Source organism: Vreelandella neptunia (assembly GCF_000712975.1).
Taxonomy (GTDB): Bacteria; Pseudomonadota; Gammaproteobacteria; order Pseudomonadales; family Halomonadaceae; genus Vreelandella; species Vreelandella qaidamensis.
On record NZ_JHQL01000003.1, the window covers coordinates 312895 to 333240 of the forward strand.

Sequence of the window (20346 nt, forward strand, 5' to 3'; positions counted from 1 at the left end):
GTCTATCGGCTTACCAGCAGTGCCCGGTCATAGCGAACGGCTTGCTCACTCTCACTAAGCAGCGAGACACCTTCGCTGTTGCCACCATTTGCCAAACTTTCGAAAATAACCCGATAGCTCAACACTGCCTGTACGTAATCTCGGGTTTCCCGGAACGGAATGCTTTCTACAAATAGGTCAAATGACTCCATGCTGTTGTTGCCCAGCCATTGATCTACTCGGCCTGGCCCTGCGTTATAAGCAGCGGTGGCAGCTAATCGGTTACCTCGATAACGTTCCAACTTGTCACGCAGGTAGGTACTTCCTAAGCGAATATTAAGTTCTGGTTCTAAAACGCCGTAAGGACCTGGGTCATTAATCCCAAGCTGACGACTAACTTGGCTAGCAGTCCCTGGCATTAACTGCATTAATCCTCGTGCACCCGCAGGCGAGAGCGCGACTGGGTTGTAAGCACTTTCACGACGAGTGATGGCCATCAATAAATAAGGGTCAACGCCGGTGATGCGGCCCCAATGCAGGAAGCTGTCGCGATACGCTGCTGGAAAACGCCAGTCCAGTGCATCCCACATTTCCGCCGCAATCGTGGTTTGCACGAGGCGTGCATGCCACTGCTGATGAGCGGCGTAATCAGCGAGTGCTCGGGCCTGATGAGGCGTGGCATTTTGTGCAGCGTAGAGCCACTCGCTATTGGCTAGCCCATCTTCCCCAATACGTAGGAGCGCTTCGGTGCGCTGAACCGCCGGCAGGCGCGCCGTTTGTGCTCTGGTTGCTTCGTCAAAATGGTTGCGTTCTAAGTTGAGCTGGTAGGGTTGATTGAGCTTTTCAGCAGCCGCAAAACCATAAAAACTACGGTCTGTGGCTGCTTGCTGGTAACGCGCTAATGCTGCTTCACGATTGCCTAGTTGCTCATTGGCCCTTGCTAGCCAATATTGCCAACGGCTACTTTCTTGCTGACTGTCAGGCATTTCGGTAATCCAGTGGACGACATCTGTCCACTGTTTTTTGGCCAGCGCGTCGCGAACGCGCAACTCCAATACGCGTTCGCTGTTTAGCGAGGGCAAAACGCTGTCAACCCAGGAAAGGGTGCCTGGAACGCTACGCACGAGTGCATAAAACGCAAGTTCTTCTTCGATCGCTTGGCGATCACTATGGGTTAGGTTGAGGCGTGGCCCAATAGCTTGCCAGGCGGAGTAGGCGGCAGGTGTATTTTCTCGCGTGTAGCGCTGCATGGCGGCTTTATAAAATGCTCCCGTGGCAGCGCATTCAGGGCCAAGGCAGGTAGGCGCTGAGGCAAGTGCGCTTGATGAGTTTTTGACAGTTTCAGCGGTATTCAAGGCTGTTTGCCACTGACCGCTCAGTAACCCGCCTAAATAGCTGCTTAAGCGCTCTTCGCCCGCCTGCCAAGCAAGCATTTTACGCTCCCAAATTGCCGTGGCATCAATGGTGCCCTCTGCACGAAGGCGATTAAACAGAGGGTCGCAGGCATCCGGCTGGGAGCTGCCCACGCGCCACAGCTCAAGCCCCGCTTCACGAGCTTCTGTAGGCGCTCTATCCAGTAGGGCAGTGTAGTAGTAACACTGACGAGCAGTACCCGCAGGAACGCCGTCAGCAACGGCAAGTAAGTCGCCAAAACGGCCCGCATAACCATACTTTGCTATCGCTTGGCCACGCATCCATTCTGATAACGGTGAGTCAGCATGGCGCTCGATAAACTGAAGCACTTGGCTAGGATCAGCGTTAGGCAACTGGTTACGCAGGCGGTGGTAGTCAATGTAGCCACTGAGGATGTGCCCCTCAATGGCGCGATTATCTATTTGTTGCCACTGCTGTTGGCGTGCAGCTTCAAGTGCCTCGCGCATCGCTGCGTCTGAGGTTGCCCAGGAGGCAGTGGGTAAACCGATAAGCACCGCCGCGCATAGGCTGCGAAACGTTAATCGAAATGGCGAAGCTTGCATGGCACTCCCTCTTGCTCGCTAATGGTGTCTAGTTGCTATATTGCTAGGACTGTACTGCTGGATAGATGATGAACTAAATGTGTAAACAATGTTCTGACAATTACGATACCTAGAGGATTCAATAACGATGGCACGAATGTCTACGTGGTGGTTGTTTCGTCGGCTCAAAACTCGTGTTTGGGCTGTAAAACGCATTGGCCGAGCTCTAAAACTTTTTTTGCCTATGACGCGTGACGTGCTGCGAGGGGACTTCCGCCCTATCCCTTGGTCTGCATTTGGTTTGATGGTGCTAGCGCTTGCTTATCTTGTCATGCCTTTTGATCTGATTCCCGATTTTCTAGTAATGATTGGCGTTGTTGATGATGTGTTGATTGTGGGCTGGTTGCTAAACCGTGTTGATGATCATTTGTCTGACTACCGCGCTTGGAAATATGCAGAAGAAACACCAGCCGCTTCTTCTCATTCACCTTCTTGAAATCTCACTGCTTAACCCCATATTGGGTTCACAACCTTTTTCGCTCTTGCCTAGCGTTAGGCAAGAGCGCCAAGCACAACGTGATGAATGAGGGCTAAGCGCATGACGACGGCGACCCACGAAGAAACTCTTGGCTTTCAAACGGAAGTTAAGCAACTCCTGAATTTAATGATTCACTCTTTGTATTCTAATCGGGAGATTTTTTTACGCGAGCTGATTTCTAACTCAGCTGATGCCTGTGACAAGTTGCGCTATGCAGCGCTTGATAACGATGCGCTCTATGAAGGTGATAGTGAGCTGCGCATTGAAATTGAGCACGATCGTGAGGCTAATACCATTACGCTACGTGATAATGGCATTGGTATGAACCGCGATGACGTTATTGCAAATCTTGGTACTATTGCTCGTTCAGGTACCGCTGAGTTTCTTAAGCAGCTTTCTGGCGAACAGCAAAAAGACGCTAAGCTGATCGGCCAATTCGGGGTGGGATTCTACTCTGGATTTATCGTTGCTGATGAAGTGGCTGTACGCACTCGCAAAGCGGGCACTGACGCCTCAGAAGGGGTTGAGTGGCGTTCTAAAGGTGAAGGTGAATTCACTGTTGCTGATATTGAATGCGAGCGTCACGGTACTGAGATCACGCTTCATCTTAAAGATGATGCCAAAGAGTTTGCCGACGACTATCGCCTGCAAAGCCTCGTGCGCAAATATTCCGATCATATCGAAGTGCCCGTACGCATGCCTAAAACCGAAACGGCAAAAGACGACGAAGGCAACGATATTGAAGGCAGTGAAATCACTACCTGGGAAACGGTCAACGAAGCGACTGCATTGTGGGCGCGTCCGAAAAGCGAGGTCACTGAGGACGAGTACAAAGCGTTTTATAAGCACGTTGCGCACGATTTTAGCGATCCGCTGACGTGGAGCCATAATAAGGTAGAGGGTAAGTTAGAATATACCAGCCTGCTTTATGTGCCGGGCCGTGCACCGTTTGATATGTTCGATCGTGATGGCGCTCGAGGCGTTAAGCTTTACGTTCAGCGCGTATTCATTATGGATGATGCCGAACAGTTCCTGCCGCTCTACCTGCGCTTTATTAAAGGTGTGTTAGATACCCGCGATCTGTCTTTGAACGTGTCCCGCGAGCTGCTTCAGCAAGATCCTAAGGTTGATAAGATTAAAGGTGCGCTGACCAAGCGTGCGCTGGATATGCTCAAAAAACTGACTAAAGACAGTGAGCAGTATCAAACGTTCTGGAACACGTTTGGTAGCGTGTTGAAAGAGGGGCCAGGTGAAGACGCTGCCAATCGTGAAAAGATTGCTGGCCTGCTACGCTTTGCATCAACCCATACCGATACAGCTGCCCAAGAACATGCGCTAAGTGATTACGTCGAGCGTATGAAAGAGGGCCAAAAGAAAATCTATTATGTGGTGGCAGACAGCTTTAATGCGGCAAAAAATAGCCCTCATCTTGAGATTTTCCGTAAGAAGGGAATCGAAGTTTTACTGCTGTCAGACCGAGTTGATGAGTGGTTAATGAGCCATCTTACTGAGTTTGATGGTAAATCGTTTGCCGATGTGGCCAAAGGTGAATTAGACCTTGGTGATGTGGAAGACGAGGAAGAAAAGAAAGCTCAAGAGGAAACGGCTAAAGCCAAGGAAGATCTGGTTAAGCGCGTCAAAGAGGCATTAAGCGATGGTGTTCAAGAGGTGAAAATCACCCATCGTCTAACTGATTCGCCCGCCTGTGTGGTGCTTCCTGAGCATGAAATGGGCTACCAGATGCGCCGTATTATGGAAGCCGCTGGCCAGCCAATGCCTGAGGTGAAGCCGATTCTGGAGCTAAACCCAGATCATGCGTTAGTGGCGCGTCTAGAAAATGCGGATGGTGATCTGTTTGGCCAGTTAGCGCATATTCTGCTTGATCAAGCGATTATTGCCGAAGGAGGTCATCTTGATGACCCTGCTGCTTACGTTAAGCGGCTCAATAGTGTTTTAACGGCTTGATGAGTAAGTAGTTGATTGAAGCGGCCCGCTTGGATACCCAAGCGGGCCGCTTGTTTTAAGAGAGATGGTGATAAAATAAGCGTTAAACGCACGAGACCAACGATCAGGATATCGTCATGGCTGATGAGCAGCAGATGAATGTCGCAGTGCTGGGGGGCGGAAGCTTTGGTACCGCTCTGGCGAGCATTGCAGCCGATAACGGCGCAAAGGTACGCCAGTGGATGCGTGATGAGGCTTTGGTGACGCAAATAAACCAAGAGCACCGCAACGGGCGCTATTTACCGCATTACGTAATTAACTCCGCTGTCAGCGCATCCACAGACCTGCAGGTAGTGTTAGAAGGTGCTGAGTTAGTATTAATTGCGATCCCTTCTAAGGCGTTTCGTAGTGTTGTTCAGGCTGCCAAGCCTTGGCTAACGGCAGAGCAAATTCTCGTCAGTACCACTAAAGGTATTGAGCAAGATGGCTTCTTACTCATGAGCCAGGTGCTTGAGCAGGAGACAGGATTCCCTCACGTTGGCGTGATTGCAGGGCCAAACTTGGCGTCTGAGATTGCGGATAAACAGCTGACTGCCACTGTTATTGCTAGTGCTGATGCGCTTACCAGAACACGGGTTCAGCAAGCGTTAGGCTGCCGCTATTTTCGGGTATATGCCAGCAATGATCGCCATGGCGTTGAATTAGGTGGGGCGCTTAAAAATATCTATGCGATTGCAGCAGGTATGGCAGCAGCGTTAGGGATGGGTGAAAATACCCGCAGCATGCTGATGACGCGAGCACTTGCCGAAATGAGCCGCTTTGCCGTGGCGCAGGGTGCTAACCCGATGACGTTTTTAGGCTTAGCTGGCGTCGGTGATTTAATTGTTACCTGCTCGTCTAACCTATCCCGTAACTATCGGGTTGGTTACGCCATGGGTGAAGGGCGAGGCCTTGATGAAGCAGTATCGGCGCTAGGCCAGGTGGCAGAAGGGGTTAATACCGTTAAGCTTGTGTGTGCTAAAGCGCGGGAAATGGGGGTCTATATGCCATTGGCTGAGGGCCTGAATCGTGTGCTGTTTGAGGGTGTTCCGGCCCAAGAGATGGCGCGCACCCTGATGATGGGTGAGCAAAGCAGTGATGTAGAATTTATACTGCCTCGCGAAGCTGTTCAGCAGGCCCATCGCGACCAAGCGCATTTCGACAGTGGAGGCGAGCATGGGTAGTGGTAAAAGTGATGTGAAAAATGTATTGATTATGCGGCACGGGGAGGCTGGGCAGGGGTTTCCCGATCACGCTAGACCACTAACACCGCGAGGTGTGAAAGAGGTTAGCGTCATGGCACAGTGGTTGGCCAAGCGCATTGAGCAAGGTGAGCTACCTTGCCCGACGCTTTATGCTAGCCCTTTTGTGCGCGCACAGCAGACCGCCCAGCTTATCGCTGATGCGCTAGGTTGTTCGTTACAAACGCTGTCATTTCTTACCCCAGACGACAGGCTTTCAACGGTTGGTAATTGGCTACTGAACTTGCCAGACGATGGCCCTATCATGCTAGTCAGCCATATGCCGCTGGTAGGTGAGTTAACGGGCCGGCTAGTGGAAGGTGCCCTTAGCCAAGGAATGAGTTTCCCGACTGCTGCTATTGCAGAGCTGGAGGCTGAGGTGTTGGCTACTGGATGCGCAACGCTAAAACGCTTTACCCAACCAAGCCAGCTGTCGTAACGTTTTATATTTACAGTACAAAAAAGCGGCTGCCTCGGCAGCCGCTTTAACGTTGATGAGAATCGATGGTTAGTGCTACAGCAGCGCGTCTAGCTTCTCTTTTAACAAGCCATTCACCTGTTGAGGATTCGCTGTGCCACGGGATGCTTTCATCACTTGGCCAACGAAGTAGCCAATCATCTTGCCGCGTTTTTCTGGTTCCGAATCTCGATATTGGGCAACTTGGGCGGGGCTGTCAGCAATTACCTGATCAATCATTGCTTCGATCGCGCCGGTGTCGGTGACCTGTTTCAAGCCTTTTGCATCAATGATGGCATCGGCGCTATCACCTTGGCCATTCCACAACGCCTGAAAGACTTGCTTAGCGGCTTTGCCATTAATGGTGTCGTCCAGTACGCGACTAATCAGCTCGCCGAGCTGTTTCGCAGAAACAGGGCTGTTTTGAATGCTTAGATTTTCTCGATTAAGCGCACCTGAAAGCTCACCTTGTACCCAGTTGGCAGCCTGTTTTGCATCGCCGCATACGCGGTGTACTTCTTCGAAAAATTCAGCCATTTCTCGACTTGCAGACAGCACGTGGGCGTCGTAAACCGATAGGCCTAGCGACGTCTGAAAGCGCGCTCGCTTGTCGGCGGGTAGCTCTGGTAACTGGCTGCGAAGATGATCAAGGTAGGCTTGATCTAGCACTACGGGTAAAAGGTCTGGGCAGGGGAAGTAGCGATAGTCGTTAGCTTCTTCCTTGGTGCGCATGCTGCGGGTTTCATCGCGCTCTGGGTCAAACAGGCGGGTTTCCTGCACGACCTTGCCGCCATCTTCGATCAGTTCAATTTGTCGCTCAACCTCAAAGGCAATGGCGCGCTCAACAAAGCGGAACGAGTTGACGTTTTTGATTTCCGCGCGGGTGCCGAAAGCTTCTTGGCCTTTAGGGCGCACTGAAACGTTAACATCGCAGCGCATTGAGCCTTCCGCCATATTGCCATCGGAAATGCCCAGATAGGTCACAATAGAGTGGATCGCTTTGAGATATGCAGCGGCCTCTTTTGCACTGCGCATATCCGGTTCAGAAACGATTTCTAGTAGCGGTGTGCCTGCCCGGTTAAGGTCGATGCCCGTCATGCCGTGAAAGTCTTCATGTAACGATTTGCCGGCATCTTCCTCAAGGTGGGCGTGATGGATACGGATGCGTTTGGTTGACTCATCATCTAGGGTGATTTCGACATCACCCGCGCCGACGATCGGATGATACATCTGGCTGGTTTGATAGCCCTTGGGCAAATCCGGATAGAAGTAGTTTTTACGGTCGAATACCGATACTTCAGGAATGTCGGCATGTACCGCAAGTCCAAACTGGACAGCCATGGCGACAGCTTGCTCGTTAAGCACTGGCAGAACGCCGGGCAAGCCAAGGTCAACGGCGCAGGCTTGAGTGTTCGGCTCTGCGCCAAAGGCGGTGGAGGCACCGGAGAATATTTTCGAACGAGTCGCGAGCTGAACGTGTACTTCCAGCCCAATCACGGTTTCCCATTGCATTAGGCGTTCTCCTCGGCAAAAGCAGGGCGTTGTAAGTGCCAGTCAGTGGCTTGCTGGAACTGGTGCGCCACGTTTAGCAGCTGTGCTTCTGCAAAGTGGGTGCCCAGAATTTGCAGGCCAACCGGACGACCATTTGAAAAACCCGCAGGAACGCTGATGCCAGGAATGCCAGCTAGGTTAACGGCGATGGTGTAAATATCTTGTAGGTACATAGACACCGGATCTTTCTTAGCGCCAAGGTCAAACGCGGGGGTTGGCGATGCTGGTCCCATCAGTACGTCTACATCTTCAAAGGCGTCAAGGAAGTCCTGTCGAATTAAACGGCGGACTTTCTGTGCTTTGGTGTAGTAGGCGTCAAAGAAGCCTTCTGACAGCGTGTGCGTACCAATCAGAATGCGTCGCTTTACTTCATCACCGAAGCCTTCCGCACGAGAGCGCGTGTAGAGGTCAATGAGATCAGCCGGGGCATCGCAGCGATGCCCAAAACGCACGCCATCATAGCGGGAGAGGTTTGAGGAAGCCTCGGCGGGTGCGATGACGTAATAAGCTGGAATCGCATAGTGGGTATGCGGCAGGCTTACTTCGCGCACGGTCGCTCCCAGTGATTCATACACCTTCACTGCCTCACGAACCGCTTTTTCGACGTCAGCGTCCAAACCATCGCCAAAGTACTCCTTCGGCAGGCCGATTTTGAGGCCGGAAAGCGGGGCGTTGAGCGTTTCAGTGTAGTCGGGAACGCCGCGGGCAACGCTGGTAGAGTCGCGCACGTCATGTCCCGCAATGACATTAAGCAGATGCGCGCAGTCTTCAGCGCTTTTTGCCATAGGGCCAGCCTGATCGAGGCTAGATGCATAGGCAATGATGCCATAGCGAGAAACCCGGCCATAGGTAGGCTTTAAGCCGGTGATGCCACAAAACGCCGCTGGCTGACGGATAGAGCCGCCTGTGTCTGTACCCATCGCAGCAGGTACAAGGCCTGCTGCAACGGCTGCGGCGCTGCCACCTGAGCTTCCACCGGGAACTGCTGTGAGGTCCCAGGGGTTTTTTACCGCGCCAAAATAGCTATTTTCATTGGAAGAGCCCATCGCGAACTCGTCCATGTTGGTTTTACCCAAACTGATGGTGCCCGCTGCGTTGAGTTTTTCTACTACGGTAGCACTGTAAGGCGCGATGAAGTTGTCGAGCATTTTTGAGCCGCAGCTGGTTTTAACACCTTGGGTACAAAAGATGTCTTTCAGTGCGAAGGGAATGCCTGTTAGCTTGCCAGCCTTGCCTGCAGCACGGGCATTGTCGGCGGCTTCTGCCTCATTAAGGGCTTGCTCGGCGGTGACGGTAATAAAGCTATTGAGGGAACCGTCAGCTTTCTCAATACGTTGTAAAAAGTGCGAAGTCAGCTCTCGGCTGGAAAATTCACCGCTTTTCAGGGCGGCAGCAAGCTGCGTTACGGTTTTATCATGCATGACCCGGAAGCTCCGTTCGGGGGCGAATAGAAAGAGCAGAAAATAGCGGCCTAGGCGTGGTAATCTGGTTACTCCACCACGCGAGGCACAAGGTAGAGGCCATTTTCTACTGCCGGAGCACAGCGCTGGAAAGCGTCGCGCTGATCAATTTCCGTGACTTCGTCGGCGCGCAGGCGTTGCGTAGCATCCAACGGGTGCGCAAGCGGCGCAACGCCATCGGTGTCCAGGCTCTGTAGCTGGTCGACCATGTCCAGTATGCGGCTTAGATCGTCGACAAAACCACTGGCTTGGTCATCGCTAACGGCGAGTCGGGCCAAGTGTGCGGCCCGGCGCACATGAGATTCTTCAAGCGCCATGATCGAATTTTCCTCGCAATCGTGATGGAACATATTCCGTGTTAAGCGGTATACATACGGTCATCTTAAATTCGTCTTGTGTAGCAGACGTAGAAAATAGCCGCAAAAGGTACCACATATTGGCCCTAACGGGCAGTATTAGGCACTACTCGTGCTTGCTGCCAAGGGGTTGCGGTGATACCGTTTGCATCCGCACAGGGTTCCCGGTCTGCACTAGGTAACAACATCCATGTTCAAACGTTTGAGGGGGCTGTTTTCCAGCGATCTGTCGATCGACTTGGGTACGGCCAACACACTGATTTATGTACGCGGTCGTGGCATCGTGCTCGATGAACCGTCCGTAGTTGCTATCCGCCAGTCTGGCAACATGCGCAGCGTCGCATCGGTTGGCGCCGATGCAAAACGTATGCTCGGGCGCACGCCAGGCAACATCACCGCCATCCGCCCGATGAAAGATGGTGTTATCGCCGATTTCACCGTGACGGAGCAGATGCTTCAACATTTTATCCGCAAGGTGCATCAAAGCACTTTCTTAACGCCCAGCCCCCGTGTCTTGGTATGCGTTCCTTGCATGTCGACACAGGTTGAACGGCGCGCGATTCGCGAGTCGGCGGAAGGTGCTGGCGCACGTGAAGTGTTTTTGATTGAAGAGCCGATGGCTGCGGCAATTGGAGCAGGGCTTCCGGTTGAAGAAGCACAGGGCTCTATGGTGGTTGATATCGGTGGTGGTACTACCGAAATTGCCATTATTTCGCTCAATGGCGTGGTTTATTCAGAATCTATTCGCGTTGGTGGTGACCGCTTTGATGAGGCTATCACTGCGTATGTGCGCCGCCACTATGGCAGTTTGATTGGTGAAGCTACTGCCGAGCGAATCAAAGAAGAGATCGGCTGTGCGTATCCAGGTGGCGAATTACGCGAAATTGATGTGCGTGGCCGTAACTTGGCAGAAGGCATTCCGCGCAGCTTTACACTGAACTCCCACGAGATTCTTGAAGCGTTACAAGAAACCTTAGGTTCTATTGTGGCGGCAGTTAAGAGTGCCCTTGAGCAATCACCGCCAGAGCTAGCCTCTGATATTGCCGAACGTGGTTTGGTACTAACCGGTGGGGGTGCACTGTTGCGTGATCTCGATAAATTAATCGCTGAAGAGACAGGCTTGCCGGTGATCGTGGCGGAAGACCCGCTCACTTGTGTGGCCCGCGGTGGCGGCAAGGCGCTAGAGATGATTGATCAGCATACTTTCGAGCTGCTGTCGAGCGACTGATCGTAGCGGTTTATCGCGGGGGATTGCCTATTAAACCGCTATTTTCGCACGGGTCTTTGCCAGGGTACCGATTATTTTTCTGTATGCTATTGGCAAGCGCTTTGATGTTTGTTGACCAGCGTTTTACACGTATGGAAGACGTGCGCGCCCAAATGACTATGCTTGTTGCCCCCATTCAGTGGGTTGTTAGTGTGCCTAGCGACCTACTGAACTGGGGGGCACTTGCGTTATCGGATCAACAAGCGCTTGTTGATGAAAACCGACGCCTGCGGGAGCAAATTTTAACGCTTTCACACCGTGGCCAACGGTTAGCTAACTTGACAGCGGAAAACGCTGAGCTGCGCGAACTGCTAAAAGCCGCCCAGCGACGCGATATCCCCTATATTACCGCTGAACTTCTGTCGCTGGATAACGATCCTTTTAGCCACCAAATGGTGGTTGATCGTGGTCACCGCAATGGCGCTTATGTTGGACAGCCAGTCATTGATGCATTTGGTTTAGTGGGCCAAGTAACCTCTGTCTCGGCTTATTCAAGCCGTGTCTTACTGTTAGCTGATGCTAGCCATGCGTTACCTGTACAAGTCAATCGCAACGGTCTGCGATTCATTGTGCAAGGCGCTGGCCGTTACGGCAGCGTTAATGTTCTGCATGTGCCTGATACGGCAGATATTCGTGAAGGTGATTTGCTTACGACCTCTGGTTTAGCGGGACGCTTCCCGCCTGGACACCCCGTCGCGAGAGTGACGAATGTTTACCACGACCCAGGCCAACCTTTTGCTCAAGTGACCGCAGAACCTTCTGCGCAATTGCAGCGTTCACGTCACTTCCTCCTGTTATTCCCGCCGCCCCGCGAAGAAATCGAGGATACTATTTGGGGGGAGGATATGGATATTTCACCCGCTGCGTTGCACGCTGCTCAGCGTGTTGGTTTACAGCAGATTGATGTGCCGCAGGATACTGCTCGGGAGGTGCCATAATGGCAAAGATGCCAGTGGTGCCGCTTGTCTTTGTGTGGTTCACGCTTGTGTTCGCGCTATGCTTACAAGTCATGCCATTAGCAGAAGGTTGGCAAGTATTCCGTCCAGAGTGGATAGGGCTAATGCTGGTTTATTGGTGCATGCGAACACCTGATAGAGTAGGTGTTTTTCATGGCTTTATTATCGGCATCCTATTGGATTTGATTGAGGGTACAGCGCTTGGTCAGCATGCACTGATATTGTCACTGTTAGCCTTTTTCTGTGCGCTAGTTTATCCCCGTTTTCGTGCTTATTCTTTGGTGCAACAGTCTGTTCTTGTCTTGGTTTTATTAGGCTTGGTGCAGTTGGTAGAGCAGTGGTTACGCACGTTAACAGGTGAGTTTTCTATCCACCTATCTTTTTTGATACCGTCATTGATTAGCGCTGTTTTGTGGCCTTGGTGGTCGACCATGCTTAAAGCACTCGAACGGCGTTTGGCTAATGCGTGATGGTTGAGACTCCACGACGTCATCGTGGGATAAGCAAGCTTGGAGTTGGAATGGACGGGTCTTGTTCTGTCGTCGCCCCTAAGGTGACCCCCGTGTTATGCCTTGCCTCAGCGTCACCTAGACGCAAGGCCTTGTTAGCATCAATTGGCGTAATAGCAGATGTCATCCCGAGCGACATAGATGAAACGCTGCTTGAAGATGAATCTGCACAGGCGTATGTAGAGCGTTTGGCTATTGCCAAGGCACAAGCGGTCGCTTCAAGGACAGCCCTCCCTGTGTTGGGTGCTGACACCGCCGTGGTAATTGATAATCAAATATTGGGTAAGCCAATTGATGAGCATGATGCTGCCGTTATGCTTCAGAAGCTGTCAGGGCGTTGTCACCATGTATTAACAGCGGTCGCTGTGGTTGGTACCAAGGGTGTATCCTCTTGTTGTGTAACTACCAGCGTTAAGATGCGCGTGATAAGCCAGCAGGAAATAGCTGATTATTGGCAAACTGGTGAGCCTGCTGATAAAGCAGGTGGATATGCTATCCAAGGGTTAGCCGCTATTTTTGTTGAAGAAATTAAGGGCAGTCACTCAGCAGTAGTCGGGCTGCCGCTTTACGAAACAACGCATTTGCTTTGCCAACAAGGGGTGCCAATCTGGTCGGGCTGCTATAAGAGTAGATAACCGCCGTTTCGCCGCCTGCTGTCAGGGCAAGGATACTGTGACTCAATAAGGAATTTTGCATGAGCGGTGAAGTCCTCATCAATTTAACGCCAATGGAGACTCGCGTTGCATTGGTGGAAAACGGTGTCTTGCAAGAGGCACTCATCGAACGCTCACGTAGGCGTGGTATTGTAGGCAATATCTACAAAGGCAAAGTAGTGCGCGTACTGCCTGGTATGCAGGCTGCTTTTGTTGATATTGGCCTAGAACGTGCGGCGTTTATTCATGCCCATGAGGTGATGCCGCCAGGTACGCCTAATGATGAACAGCAGACCATTGGCCAACTATTGCATGAGGGGCAGGCGCTTGTTGTTCAGGTGACCAAAGATCCTATTGGTACCAAGGGCGCTAGACTCACGACCCATCTCTCGATTCCTTCACGCTATCTTGTCTACATGCCTGACTCACCTCATCATGGCGTGTCTCAACGCATTGAAGATGAACGAGAGCGGGAGCGCTTAAAGGCGTTGCTTGATTCAGGGATAGAGGAGCAGACCATCGAGGTGACCGGTGGTTTTATTGTTCGTACGGCGGCGGAGGGTGTTGTCGATGAAGAGCTAGCGAGCGACATGTACTTCCTGCTGCGGATTTGGCGCAAAGTAAGCGAACGAAAAATAACGGCAGCATCGCCTAGTGTAATCTACGACGACTTGCCTTTATTTATGCGCACGTTGCGTGACGTTATGCGTGACGATATTGAAAAAGTACGCATCGATTCCCGCGAAAACTTTGTCAAACTGGTCGAGTTTGCTGAAGAGTTTATGCCAGATGCAGTAGACCGCATCGAGTATTATCCCGGAGAGCGACCTATCTTTGACTTGTACAGTGTTGAAGATGAGATTCAAAAAGCGCTTGGGCGTAAGGTGCAGTTGAAGTCAGGCGGCTATCTGGTTATCGACCCGACAGAAGCAATGACCACGATTGATGTTAATACCGGTGGTTATGTTGGACACCGTAATCTTGAAGAAACAATTTTTAAAACGAATCTGGAAGCGGCGACGGCGATTGCTCGCCAGCTAAGACTACGCAATCTTGGCGGCATCATTATTATCGATTTTATCGACATGGTGGATGTCGAACATCAACGCCAAGTGTTACGCGTGCTGGAGAAGGCGTTAGAGCGAGATCATGCTAAAACGAAGTGTACCGGCGTGACTGAGCTTGGTTTAGTACAATTGACCCGCAAACGTACGCGAGAAAGCTTGGAACAAACGTTGTGTGAGGCATGCCCCATGTGTAGTGGGCGCGGCACGTTGAAAACCCCAGAAACAGTCTGTTACGAGATTTTTCGAGAAATACTTCGTGAAGAGCGTGCTTATAGTGCTGAAACGTACATGGTGCTTGCTTCTCAACCGGTAGTTGACAGGCTGTTAGACGAAGAGTCTGCAGCAGTCGCCGACCTGGAAACGTTCATTAATAAAACCATTCGTTTTCAAGTAGAACAACACTACTCTCAAGAACAGTACGACATCGTACTAATGTAATGATGGCGCTACGTTCATTCTCTCGCTGGTGCCTAGTAGTGATTGCATCACTGCTAGGAAGCCTTGCTGTCTTGTTGCTGCTAGCGCGCTTATTGGTTAGCCAGTCCAGCTTGTTAACACCTAAAATAGAAGCGTTATTAGAGTCCCGGGTAGGCGTGCCCGTTACTATAGAGCACCTATCGCTTTCGTTGGCCCGTAACGATCTTGTGTTGCGGCTCGAAGGCGTGCATTCAACCGCGCATGACGGGCAGTCATTGGTTTCCCTTGAAAATGCCCATTTACGTCTAGATGGCTGGGCGACACTAAAAAGTGTTGCGCCAGTGTTTAATGATGCGCGTATTACGGGGCTTGAGTTTCATCTTTATCAGCAGGACGACGCTGCTTGGGGCTGGCCGGCACCGGCAGAATTGCCGATTGTGATGTCCGAGGAGCCAACCGTTGACTTAGCTGCACTAGATGCCTGGGCTGGCCTTATTCTTCGTCAGCGCCTGTGGGTCGATAATACTCGGTTAGTGCTGCATGGTAGCCAGCAAGTCGTTACCTTACATGCGCCTACCTTACTGCTCAATGGCGATGAGCGGCGGACGCGCCTAGAAGGCGCGATCATGATCTTAGAATCTCAAGGCGAGGATTCGCAGGTAGCAGGGTCACCAAAACAAGAAGCTCAAGAACAAGAAGCTCAAGAACAAGAGGCTCAAGAACAAGAAGCGCTGCCAGCCATTGCCATGAACGTTGAGATGCAGCCTGGAAAGCAGGGATTTCGTGATTTTTCAGCGGCGCTTCAATTGGATATGCAGCTGGATCATTTAGTGGCATTAGCCGCTGTTTTACGTTCCGATAGTATGCCGGCCTTAGAGCAAGCGGGAGGCGAAGTTAAGCTGTGGGGGCGCTGGCACGCTGGGCGCTTGGATGAAGCGCGTTTGGCTGTCGATGTTCCACAGCTAACTCTGCGTCACGAGATTCAATACGCCGTACTTCAAAATATTCAGGCGAATGGTTTATGGCAACGAGACGGTGAGGGCGGCGAAGCGTGGCTTAGTGGTAATGCTGAAAACGTTGAGTGGGCGCGGCCTGAGGGAGGTAGTGAAGGCCCAGCCTTGCCGCGACATTGGTACCTAACTCATCAGCCTGATCAATGGGAAGTACGCACCAGTGCCTTTGAACTGGCCTCTTTGGCTGCTTGGCGTGACTATATTTTACTGCCTGAATCATTAACCCGAGTATTACAAACTTTATCTCCCCGTGGTCAGGTGCAAGGTTTGCGTCTAGGTCAACAGGAAGGCCATTGGGGAGTTGATGCGGCGTTGACCAATGTGGCAGTGCTGCCTTGGGAGCAAGCGCCAGGTGGTGGCCCATTAGATGCCTGGGTACAGGCAAGAGACTTTCGAGGCAGAGTAACATTTAATAGTGCTGGAGGCAGCTCGCTTAATTTCCCTGAATTATTTGAATCGCCCATGCAATTAAGCCATGCAGAAGGTGTGGTGGAGTGGGTGTATGACGGTCCGAGCACCATGATTAGCGGTAGAGATCTGCGCTTAGAGTGGGACGGGGCCGAGGTGGTCGGAGGGTTTGGTTTAATTGCAGCTAAGCAAGGGGGGCAGTTCGGGCTTGATATTGGTTTTGAGAATGTTGATGCGCTTAACTACCCGCTTTCGCAGTGGCTGCCCATTAAAATACTCGAACCTGAGCTTCGTGAGTGGCTATTAACCGATATAGGCGGCTATGTCTCCCATGGCTCGCTTAAGCTTAGTCTCCCCTTTACTGGTGAAGAGTCTAGTTCAGAAAGGCAGCCTGCAGATCAACTTTCCTCTACGTTGGCGCTTTCTGTCACGCAAGGACGGTTACCTATTGCTCCAGAGTGGCCGATGCTTGAGGAGGTTGAGGGCAGGTTGATTTGGCAAGACCAAGTGTTGGAAGCGACTATTCAGCACGCTGAAAGTCTTGGCATCGGCGTTTCTGATGGGGTGCTAAAGATGGCTGATGAGAGGCTTGATCTATCGGGAAGTCTCTCTGGTGATAGTGATGCACTACTGGCATTTCTTCAGGCGATGCCAGAGATTGATATGCCCTTGCTTAACGATGTTCGTGCTGAAGGTAGTGTTGAAGGGGAGATCGCATTATCGTTACCGCTGAACGCGCCAGACTTACTGGCGTTAGAGATTAATGCTCGACCAAATTTCTCAACGCTTGCTTTTCAACCTATCAATATTCCACTAGAAAATCTCCAGGGGGAGATGACTTGGCAGCAGCAAGGCGAAAAAAGTGCCTTACTTGGCCAGATGTCAGGTCAGCTGTTAGGTAGCTCTATAGATGCGGATATCAACGTTCCAGACGATGGTATTATCCTCAGCGGTAATATTGATATCGCTGCTTTGTTTCAATTAGCTGACATTCCCTCTGAGCAGGCACGCCAACTGATCGAGGGGCGTACTCAGTGGCGTGGGCAGATCAATTTACAGCCAACACCGTCACTCGTCCTTGAAAGCCGTTTGCTTGGTATTACTAGTAGGTTGCCGGCACCGTTTAGTAAGCCTGCTGAACAGCCTTGGCCATGGCGGTTAAGTGCAGACTTTGCGAGTGGCCGTTTAGCAACACAAGTAGCCGATATTGTTAATGCCCGCGCGCAGCTTGGCAGTGACGAGCTGGCGGGTGAGGTTGCTCTTGGTGGTGCTGTCGCACCTGATAACTGGCCGACGCAACCAGGCTGGAAAGTGACCGCGCATGTTGATGAGTTACCTCTCGATGACTGGCAGGAAGCGTTGTCTCCCTTCATGCAGGCGTCGTCTTCGGCAAGCGGCAATAGAGAGGGCACGCCGATATCAGTAATGGTTAATACGCCCTGCGTGCATTTTCGTGATGCGTGTTTTGGTCAGTTAGCGGCGACAGGCAGTATTGAAGGGAAGCGCTTAGCAATGCAGTTAAGTGGTGATCTTGTATCAGGTCGAGTGGATTATCAGCCAGATAGCGCGCTGCCGCTTGATATTGCTATCTCGTCGCTAGAGGTAGATCGATTATTTGATATGCCTGCCGCAGCGCATGACAGCAGTGCGCCGACGCCAGGTTCTTGGATGGATGCTGTCGAAACTCAACACGCTGCCACAAGTGCGATACCTGAATGGCTTAACCAACTGCCTAATGGCAGACTGCGGTTAGCTGATATTAGCCTTGGCGAAGGGCGTTTTGGACCGTTAACCGCTTATTGGCAAACTCAGGATCAACGTTTTACCCTTTCCCCAGTTGGCCTGACACTAGGGCAGCTCTCTGCCCGCGGAGAGTTGGTGTGGGAAGGCAATGCAATCAATAGCCATACTCGTGCTGATGTATCGATACAAGGCGGTGACGTGGGTACTGCATTAGAGCGTCTAGGCCAACCAGTCGCCATGCGCAGTCGTACCACGGATGTCAGTGCGGCGCTCACGTGGCCAGGCGCTCCCTGGCAATTTGAATTAAGTCGGGCGGAAGGCGATATCCGTACTGATGTGCGTGACGGGCGCTTTGTGACCCTGGAGTCTACTCCGGCTCGCTTAGTGGGCCTGCTTAATTTTGACAATATTCTGCGCCGCTTGCGCTTTGACTTTTCAGACGTTACGGGGCGGGGAACCGCATTTGATCGGGTGCATGGCACGGCAGATGTCGCCGCAGGTCAATTAATACTGCGCGGGCCGCTGAGTATTGAAGCACCATCCACTACGCTAACCTTGACGGGAAGCGTCAATCTTATACGACGTGAACTTGATCAACGGTTAGGCGTCACACTACCTATTAGCCAAAGCTTGCCTATCGCAGCCATTGCCGTTGGAGCCCCCATTGTGGGTGGGGCTCTTTTTATAGCGGATCAGCTTTTTGGTAACGCACTAGACCAAGCAACCACTATTCATTATCGCGTGCGAGGTCCGTGGACGTCGCCGCAGATTACTTTAGAAGGCCCTCAATGACCGCACATAAAAGCGATATAAACACCGCTGTTTCTATTTTGTTAACACCGGGTGGTCTAGATTTAGATGCCCTTGATACAGGGCTGTCTTATGCCATGGGCGGGGGGATTGATTATGCTGACCTCTATTTTCAGCGTACTTGGCAAGAGGGCTGGGTGCTGGAAGATGGTGAAGTAAAAGAAGCCAGCTATAACATCGATGGTGGCGTTGGAGTGCGCTCCCTAGCAGGTGAAAAGACAGGCTTTGCCTACTCCAATCAAATTACCGCAGATGCGTTGATGGATACTGGCCGCACCGCGGCGGGCATTGTGCGTAGCGGAAAGCAGCTGCCTGGCCAGCCGGTAGTGGCTGTTAGCGCTGCTGGTCGTTATGCAGGAATTGACCCGCTAGCGGGGCTTACGGCTGACGAAAAAGTGGCAATGTTGAAAGAAGCAGACCGCATAGCACGCGCGGCTGACCCCAGCATTAGTCAAGTGAGCGCCTCATTATCAGGTACTTACGAAGTCGTGTTAGTACGTGCCAGTGATGGCACCTTAGCGGCAGATATCCGCCCATTAGTACGTTTTAACGTAAGTGTGATTGCAGCTAAAAACGGCCGTCGAGAGCGAGGCAGTGCCGGCGGTGGGGGGCGCTACTCAATGTCCAGACTGCGAGATGAAAACGTAGCGGAATACTATGCGAAAGAGGCTGTTCGCCAAGCCTTGGTTAACCTTGAGGCAGTTGATGCCCCTGCTGGACAAATGCCTGTGGTCCTGGGTGCTGGATGGCCTGGGATTTTGCTTCATGAAGCGGTGGGTCATGGTCTTGAAGGTGATTTTAATCGTAAGGGCAGTTCCGCTTTTGCTGGGCGCATGGGGAAACGTGTTGCGGCGAAAGGTGTGACGGTCGTTGATGACGCAACCGTCGCTGACTGCCGTGGCTCGTTAAGCGTGGATGATGAGGGCACGCCAGGGCAGTACACGCCGCTAATTGAGGACGGTATTTTAACCGGCTATATGCAGGATAAGCTGAACGCACGGTTAATGAATATGAATCCAACCGGCAATGCGCGGCGTGAATCTTTTGCCCATTTGCCAATGCCGCGCATGACGAATACTGTCATGCTGGCAGGCCAAGATGAACCTGCCGACATTATCAAAAGCGTTAAGCGCGGTATCTATGCGGTCAGTTTCGGTGGTGGCCAAGTCGATATTACATCAGGCAAGTTCGTGTTTTCAGCCAGCGAAGCCTACCTCATTGAAGATGGCAAAATTACTGCGCCGGTGAAAGGGGCCACTTTAATTGGCAACGGCCCTGAAGCTATGGGGCGTGTTTCAATGATCGGCCATGATATGGAAATGGATACAGGAATTGGTGTTTGCGGCAAAGAGGGGCAGGGGGTGCCGGTAGGCGTCGGCCAGCCCACCCTTAAGCTGGATGAGCTGACCGTGGGCGGTACCCAATCATCATGAAGGGCTTATAGGGCCAGGGTGTCACGCAAGTGTTTAAATAGCTTGCGTGAACTGGTTGGCGGTTTGCTTTGCTCACGCTCTTTGCGTGCATTGCGCACCAATTGTCGTATGACCTGGCGGTCAGCGTTTGGGTAGTCTGCCAAAAATAGATCAACAGCGCTGTCACCTTCGTCAACTAACCGGTCGCGCCATTTTTCTAGTCGGTGAAAGGCATGGTCACGCTGTTCTTTTTCCTGCTCGATAGCATCGAAAACACCCTGTATGGCAGCAAGATCCTCTTTGCGGATAAGCTTGCCGACATATTGCATATGGCGACGGCGGCCTTCATGAGAGCGTATACGCGATGTCTCTTCTATGGCGCGTAACATGTCGTCAGAAAGCGGAAATTTTGCTCGCTCTGCGGGTTTCATAGCGATCAGCGTTTCGCCAAGCGCCTGAAGGGCATGCATTTCGCGCTTGAGTTGAGACTTACTGGGGCGCTCTTCTTGTTCATCACTATCGAAGGGCTCGGGGCGTTGCTTAGGCATACTAGAACTCACTAATTAGTTTC

At 51.9% G+C, this 20346-nt stretch carries 16 protein-coding genes; 11 read left to right on the forward strand and 5 right to left on the reverse strand.

Annotated features, from left to right (window positions below; genetic code table 11):
- Window positions 1–2: 2 nt before the first annotated feature.
- Window positions 3–1955 carry a transglycosylase SLT domain-containing protein gene (locus CR46_RS0109460; RefSeq protein WP_030072235.1) on the reverse strand — a complete coding sequence of 651 codons (1953 nt, stop codon included), beginning with the start codon at window positions 1953–1955 and terminating at the stop codon, window positions 3–5.
- Between the two features lie 127 nt (window positions 1956–2082).
- Here CR46_RS0109460 and CR46_RS0109465 point away from each other — a divergent pair, with 127 nt between their 5' ends.
- From CR46_RS0109465 to sixA, 4 genes are all read left to right on the forward strand, one after another.
- Entirely contained in the window at window positions 2083–2430 is a 348-nt protein-coding gene (locus CR46_RS0109465; RefSeq protein ID WP_030072237.1) for a YkvA family protein, read from the forward strand.
- A 102-nt stretch (window positions 2431–2532) separates the two neighbouring features.
- Window positions 2533–4437, forward strand: a complete 1905-nt coding sequence (gene htpG / locus CR46_RS0109470) for a molecular chaperone HtpG (protein ID WP_030072239.1) — start codon at window positions 2533–2535, stop codon at window positions 4435–4437.
- 116 nt (window positions 4438–4553) lie between these two features.
- A complete protein-coding gene (locus CR46_RS0109475; protein WP_030072241.1) occupies window positions 4554–5639 on the forward strand; it encodes an NAD(P)H-dependent glycerol-3-phosphate dehydrogenase in 1086 nt (361 codons plus the stop codon).
- On the forward strand, window positions 5632–6135 hold the full coding sequence (gene sixA, locus CR46_RS0109480; RefSeq protein ID WP_030072242.1) for a phosphohistidine phosphatase SixA: 504 nt from the start codon (window positions 5632–5634) through the stop codon (window positions 6133–6135). The genes CR46_RS0109475 and sixA overlap by 8 nt, the downstream gene beginning before the upstream one ends.
- A gap of 75 nt (window positions 6136–6210) precedes the next feature.
- On the opposite strand, the gene gatB is transcribed toward sixA, so the two are convergent.
- The 3 genes from gatB to gatC form a co-directional block, all read right to left on the reverse strand.
- Window positions 6211–7665, reverse strand: coding sequence for an Asp-tRNA(Asn)/Glu-tRNA(Gln) amidotransferase subunit GatB (gatB, locus tag CR46_RS0109485; RefSeq protein WP_030072244.1), 1455 nt, complete (start codon window positions 7663–7665; stop codon window positions 6211–6213).
- Window positions 7665–9125: an Asp-tRNA(Asn)/Glu-tRNA(Gln) amidotransferase subunit GatA gene (gatA, locus tag CR46_RS0109490; protein ID WP_030072246.1), complete on the reverse strand. Its 1461-nt coding sequence runs from the start codon at window positions 9123–9125 to the stop codon at window positions 7665–7667. Before gatA ends, gatB begins: the two co-directional genes overlap by 1 nt.
- Window positions 9126–9193: 68 nt before the next feature.
- Entirely contained in the window at window positions 9194–9481 is a 288-nt protein-coding gene (gene gatC, locus CR46_RS0109495) for an Asp-tRNA(Asn)/Glu-tRNA(Gln) amidotransferase subunit GatC (RefSeq protein ID WP_030072248.1), read from the reverse strand.
- A 229-nt stretch (window positions 9482–9710) separates the two neighbouring features.
- Between gatC and CR46_RS0109500 the strand changes: the two genes are divergently transcribed.
- Genes CR46_RS0109500 through tldD form a run of 7 tightly spaced genes read left to right on the forward strand, consistent with a single transcriptional unit; the run spans window position 9711 to window position 19796 of the window.
- The gene (locus CR46_RS0109500) at window positions 9711–10748 is read left to right on the forward strand and encodes a rod shape-determining protein (RefSeq protein WP_018915723.1); all 1038 of its coding nucleotides are present in this window, start codon (window positions 9711–9713) and stop codon (window positions 10746–10748) included.
- Window positions 10749–10771: 23 nt separating this feature from the next.
- Complete coding sequence (gene mreC, locus CR46_RS0109505) at window positions 10772–11725, forward strand: rod shape-determining protein MreC (RefSeq protein WP_030072252.1); 954 nt, start codon at window positions 10772–10774, stop codon at window positions 11723–11725.
- Window positions 11725–12213, forward strand: a complete 489-nt coding sequence (gene mreD / locus CR46_RS0109510) for a rod shape-determining protein MreD (protein WP_030072254.1) — start codon at window positions 11725–11727, stop codon at window positions 12211–12213. Before mreC ends, mreD begins: the two co-directional genes overlap by 1 nt.
- Before the next feature lie 50 nt (window positions 12214–12263).
- Window positions 12264–12887: a Maf family protein gene (locus CR46_RS0109515; RefSeq protein WP_051690157.1), complete on the forward strand. Its 624-nt coding sequence runs from the start codon at window positions 12264–12266 to the stop codon at window positions 12885–12887.
- Between the two features lie 59 nt (window positions 12888–12946).
- The gene (gene rng / locus CR46_RS0109520; RefSeq protein ID WP_030072258.1) at window positions 12947–14410 is read left to right on the forward strand and encodes a ribonuclease G; all 1464 of its coding nucleotides are present in this window, start codon (window positions 12947–12949) and stop codon (window positions 14408–14410) included.
- A gap of 2 nt (window positions 14411–14412) precedes the next feature.
- Window positions 14413–18345, forward strand: a complete 3933-nt coding sequence (locus CR46_RS0109525) for a YhdP family phospholipid transporter (protein ID WP_051690174.1) — start codon at window positions 14413–14415, stop codon at window positions 18343–18345.
- Entirely contained in the window at window positions 18342–19796 is a 1455-nt protein-coding gene (gene tldD / locus CR46_RS0109530) for a metalloprotease TldD (RefSeq protein ID WP_030072262.1), read from the forward strand. The genes CR46_RS0109525 and tldD overlap by 4 nt, the downstream gene beginning before the upstream one ends.
- Window positions 19797–19801: 5 nt before the next feature.
- On the opposite strand, the gene yjgA is transcribed toward tldD, so the two are convergent.
- Window positions 19802–20323 carry a ribosome biogenesis factor YjgA gene (gene yjgA / locus CR46_RS0109535; protein ID WP_030072263.1) on the reverse strand — a complete coding sequence of 174 codons (522 nt, stop codon included), beginning with the start codon at window positions 20321–20323 and terminating at the stop codon, window positions 19802–19804.
- Window positions 20324–20346: the final 23 nt, after the last annotated feature.

Bases quoted from the DNA above. Each gene is read 5' to 3' on its own strand.
- CR46_RS0109460 (WP_030072235.1), bottom strand. From the start codon at position 1,955: ATGCAAGCTTCGCCATTTCGATTAACGTTTCGCAGCCTATGCGCGGCG.
- CR46_RS0109465 (WP_030072237.1), top strand. From the start codon at position 2,083: ATGGCACGAATGTCTACGTGGTGGTTGTTTCGTCGGCTCAAAACTCGT.
- htpG (WP_030072239.1), top strand. From the start codon at position 2,533: ATGACGACGGCGACCCACGAAGAAACTCTTGGCTTTCAAACGGAAGTT.
- CR46_RS0109475 (WP_030072241.1), top strand. From the start codon at position 4,554: ATGGCTGATGAGCAGCAGATGAATGTCGCAGTGCTGGGGGGCGGAAGC.
- sixA (WP_030072242.1), top strand. From the start codon at position 5,632: ATGGGTAGTGGTAAAAGTGATGTGAAAAATGTATTGATTATGCGGCAC.
- gatB (WP_030072244.1), bottom strand. From the start codon at position 7,665: ATGCAATGGGAAACCGTGATTGGGCTGGAAGTACACGTTCAGCTCGCG.
- gatA (WP_030072246.1), bottom strand. From the start codon at position 9,125: ATGCATGATAAAACCGTAACGCAGCTTGCTGCCGCCCTGAAAAGCGGT.
- gatC (WP_030072248.1), bottom strand. From the start codon at position 9,481: ATGGCGCTTGAAGAATCTCATGTGCGCCGGGCCGCACACTTGGCCCGA.
- CR46_RS0109500 (WP_018915723.1), top strand. From the start codon at position 9,711: ATGTTCAAACGTTTGAGGGGGCTGTTTTCCAGCGATCTGTCGATCGAC.
- mreD (WP_030072254.1), top strand. From the start codon at position 11,725: ATGGCAAAGATGCCAGTGGTGCCGCTTGTCTTTGTGTGGTTCACGCTT.
- CR46_RS0109515 (WP_051690157.1), top strand. From the start codon at position 12,264: ATGGACGGGTCTTGTTCTGTCGTCGCCCCTAAGGTGACCCCCGTGTTA.
- rng (WP_030072258.1), top strand. From the start codon at position 12,947: ATGAGCGGTGAAGTCCTCATCAATTTAACGCCAATGGAGACTCGCGTT.
- CR46_RS0109525 (WP_051690174.1), top strand. From the start codon at position 14,413: ATGGCGCTACGTTCATTCTCTCGCTGGTGCCTAGTAGTGATTGCATCA.
- tldD (WP_030072262.1), top strand. From the start codon at position 18,342: ATGACCGCACATAAAAGCGATATAAACACCGCTGTTTCTATTTTGTTA.
- yjgA (WP_030072263.1), bottom strand. From the start codon at position 20,323: ATGCCTAAGCAACGCCCCGAGCCCTTCGATAGTGATGAACAAGAAGAG.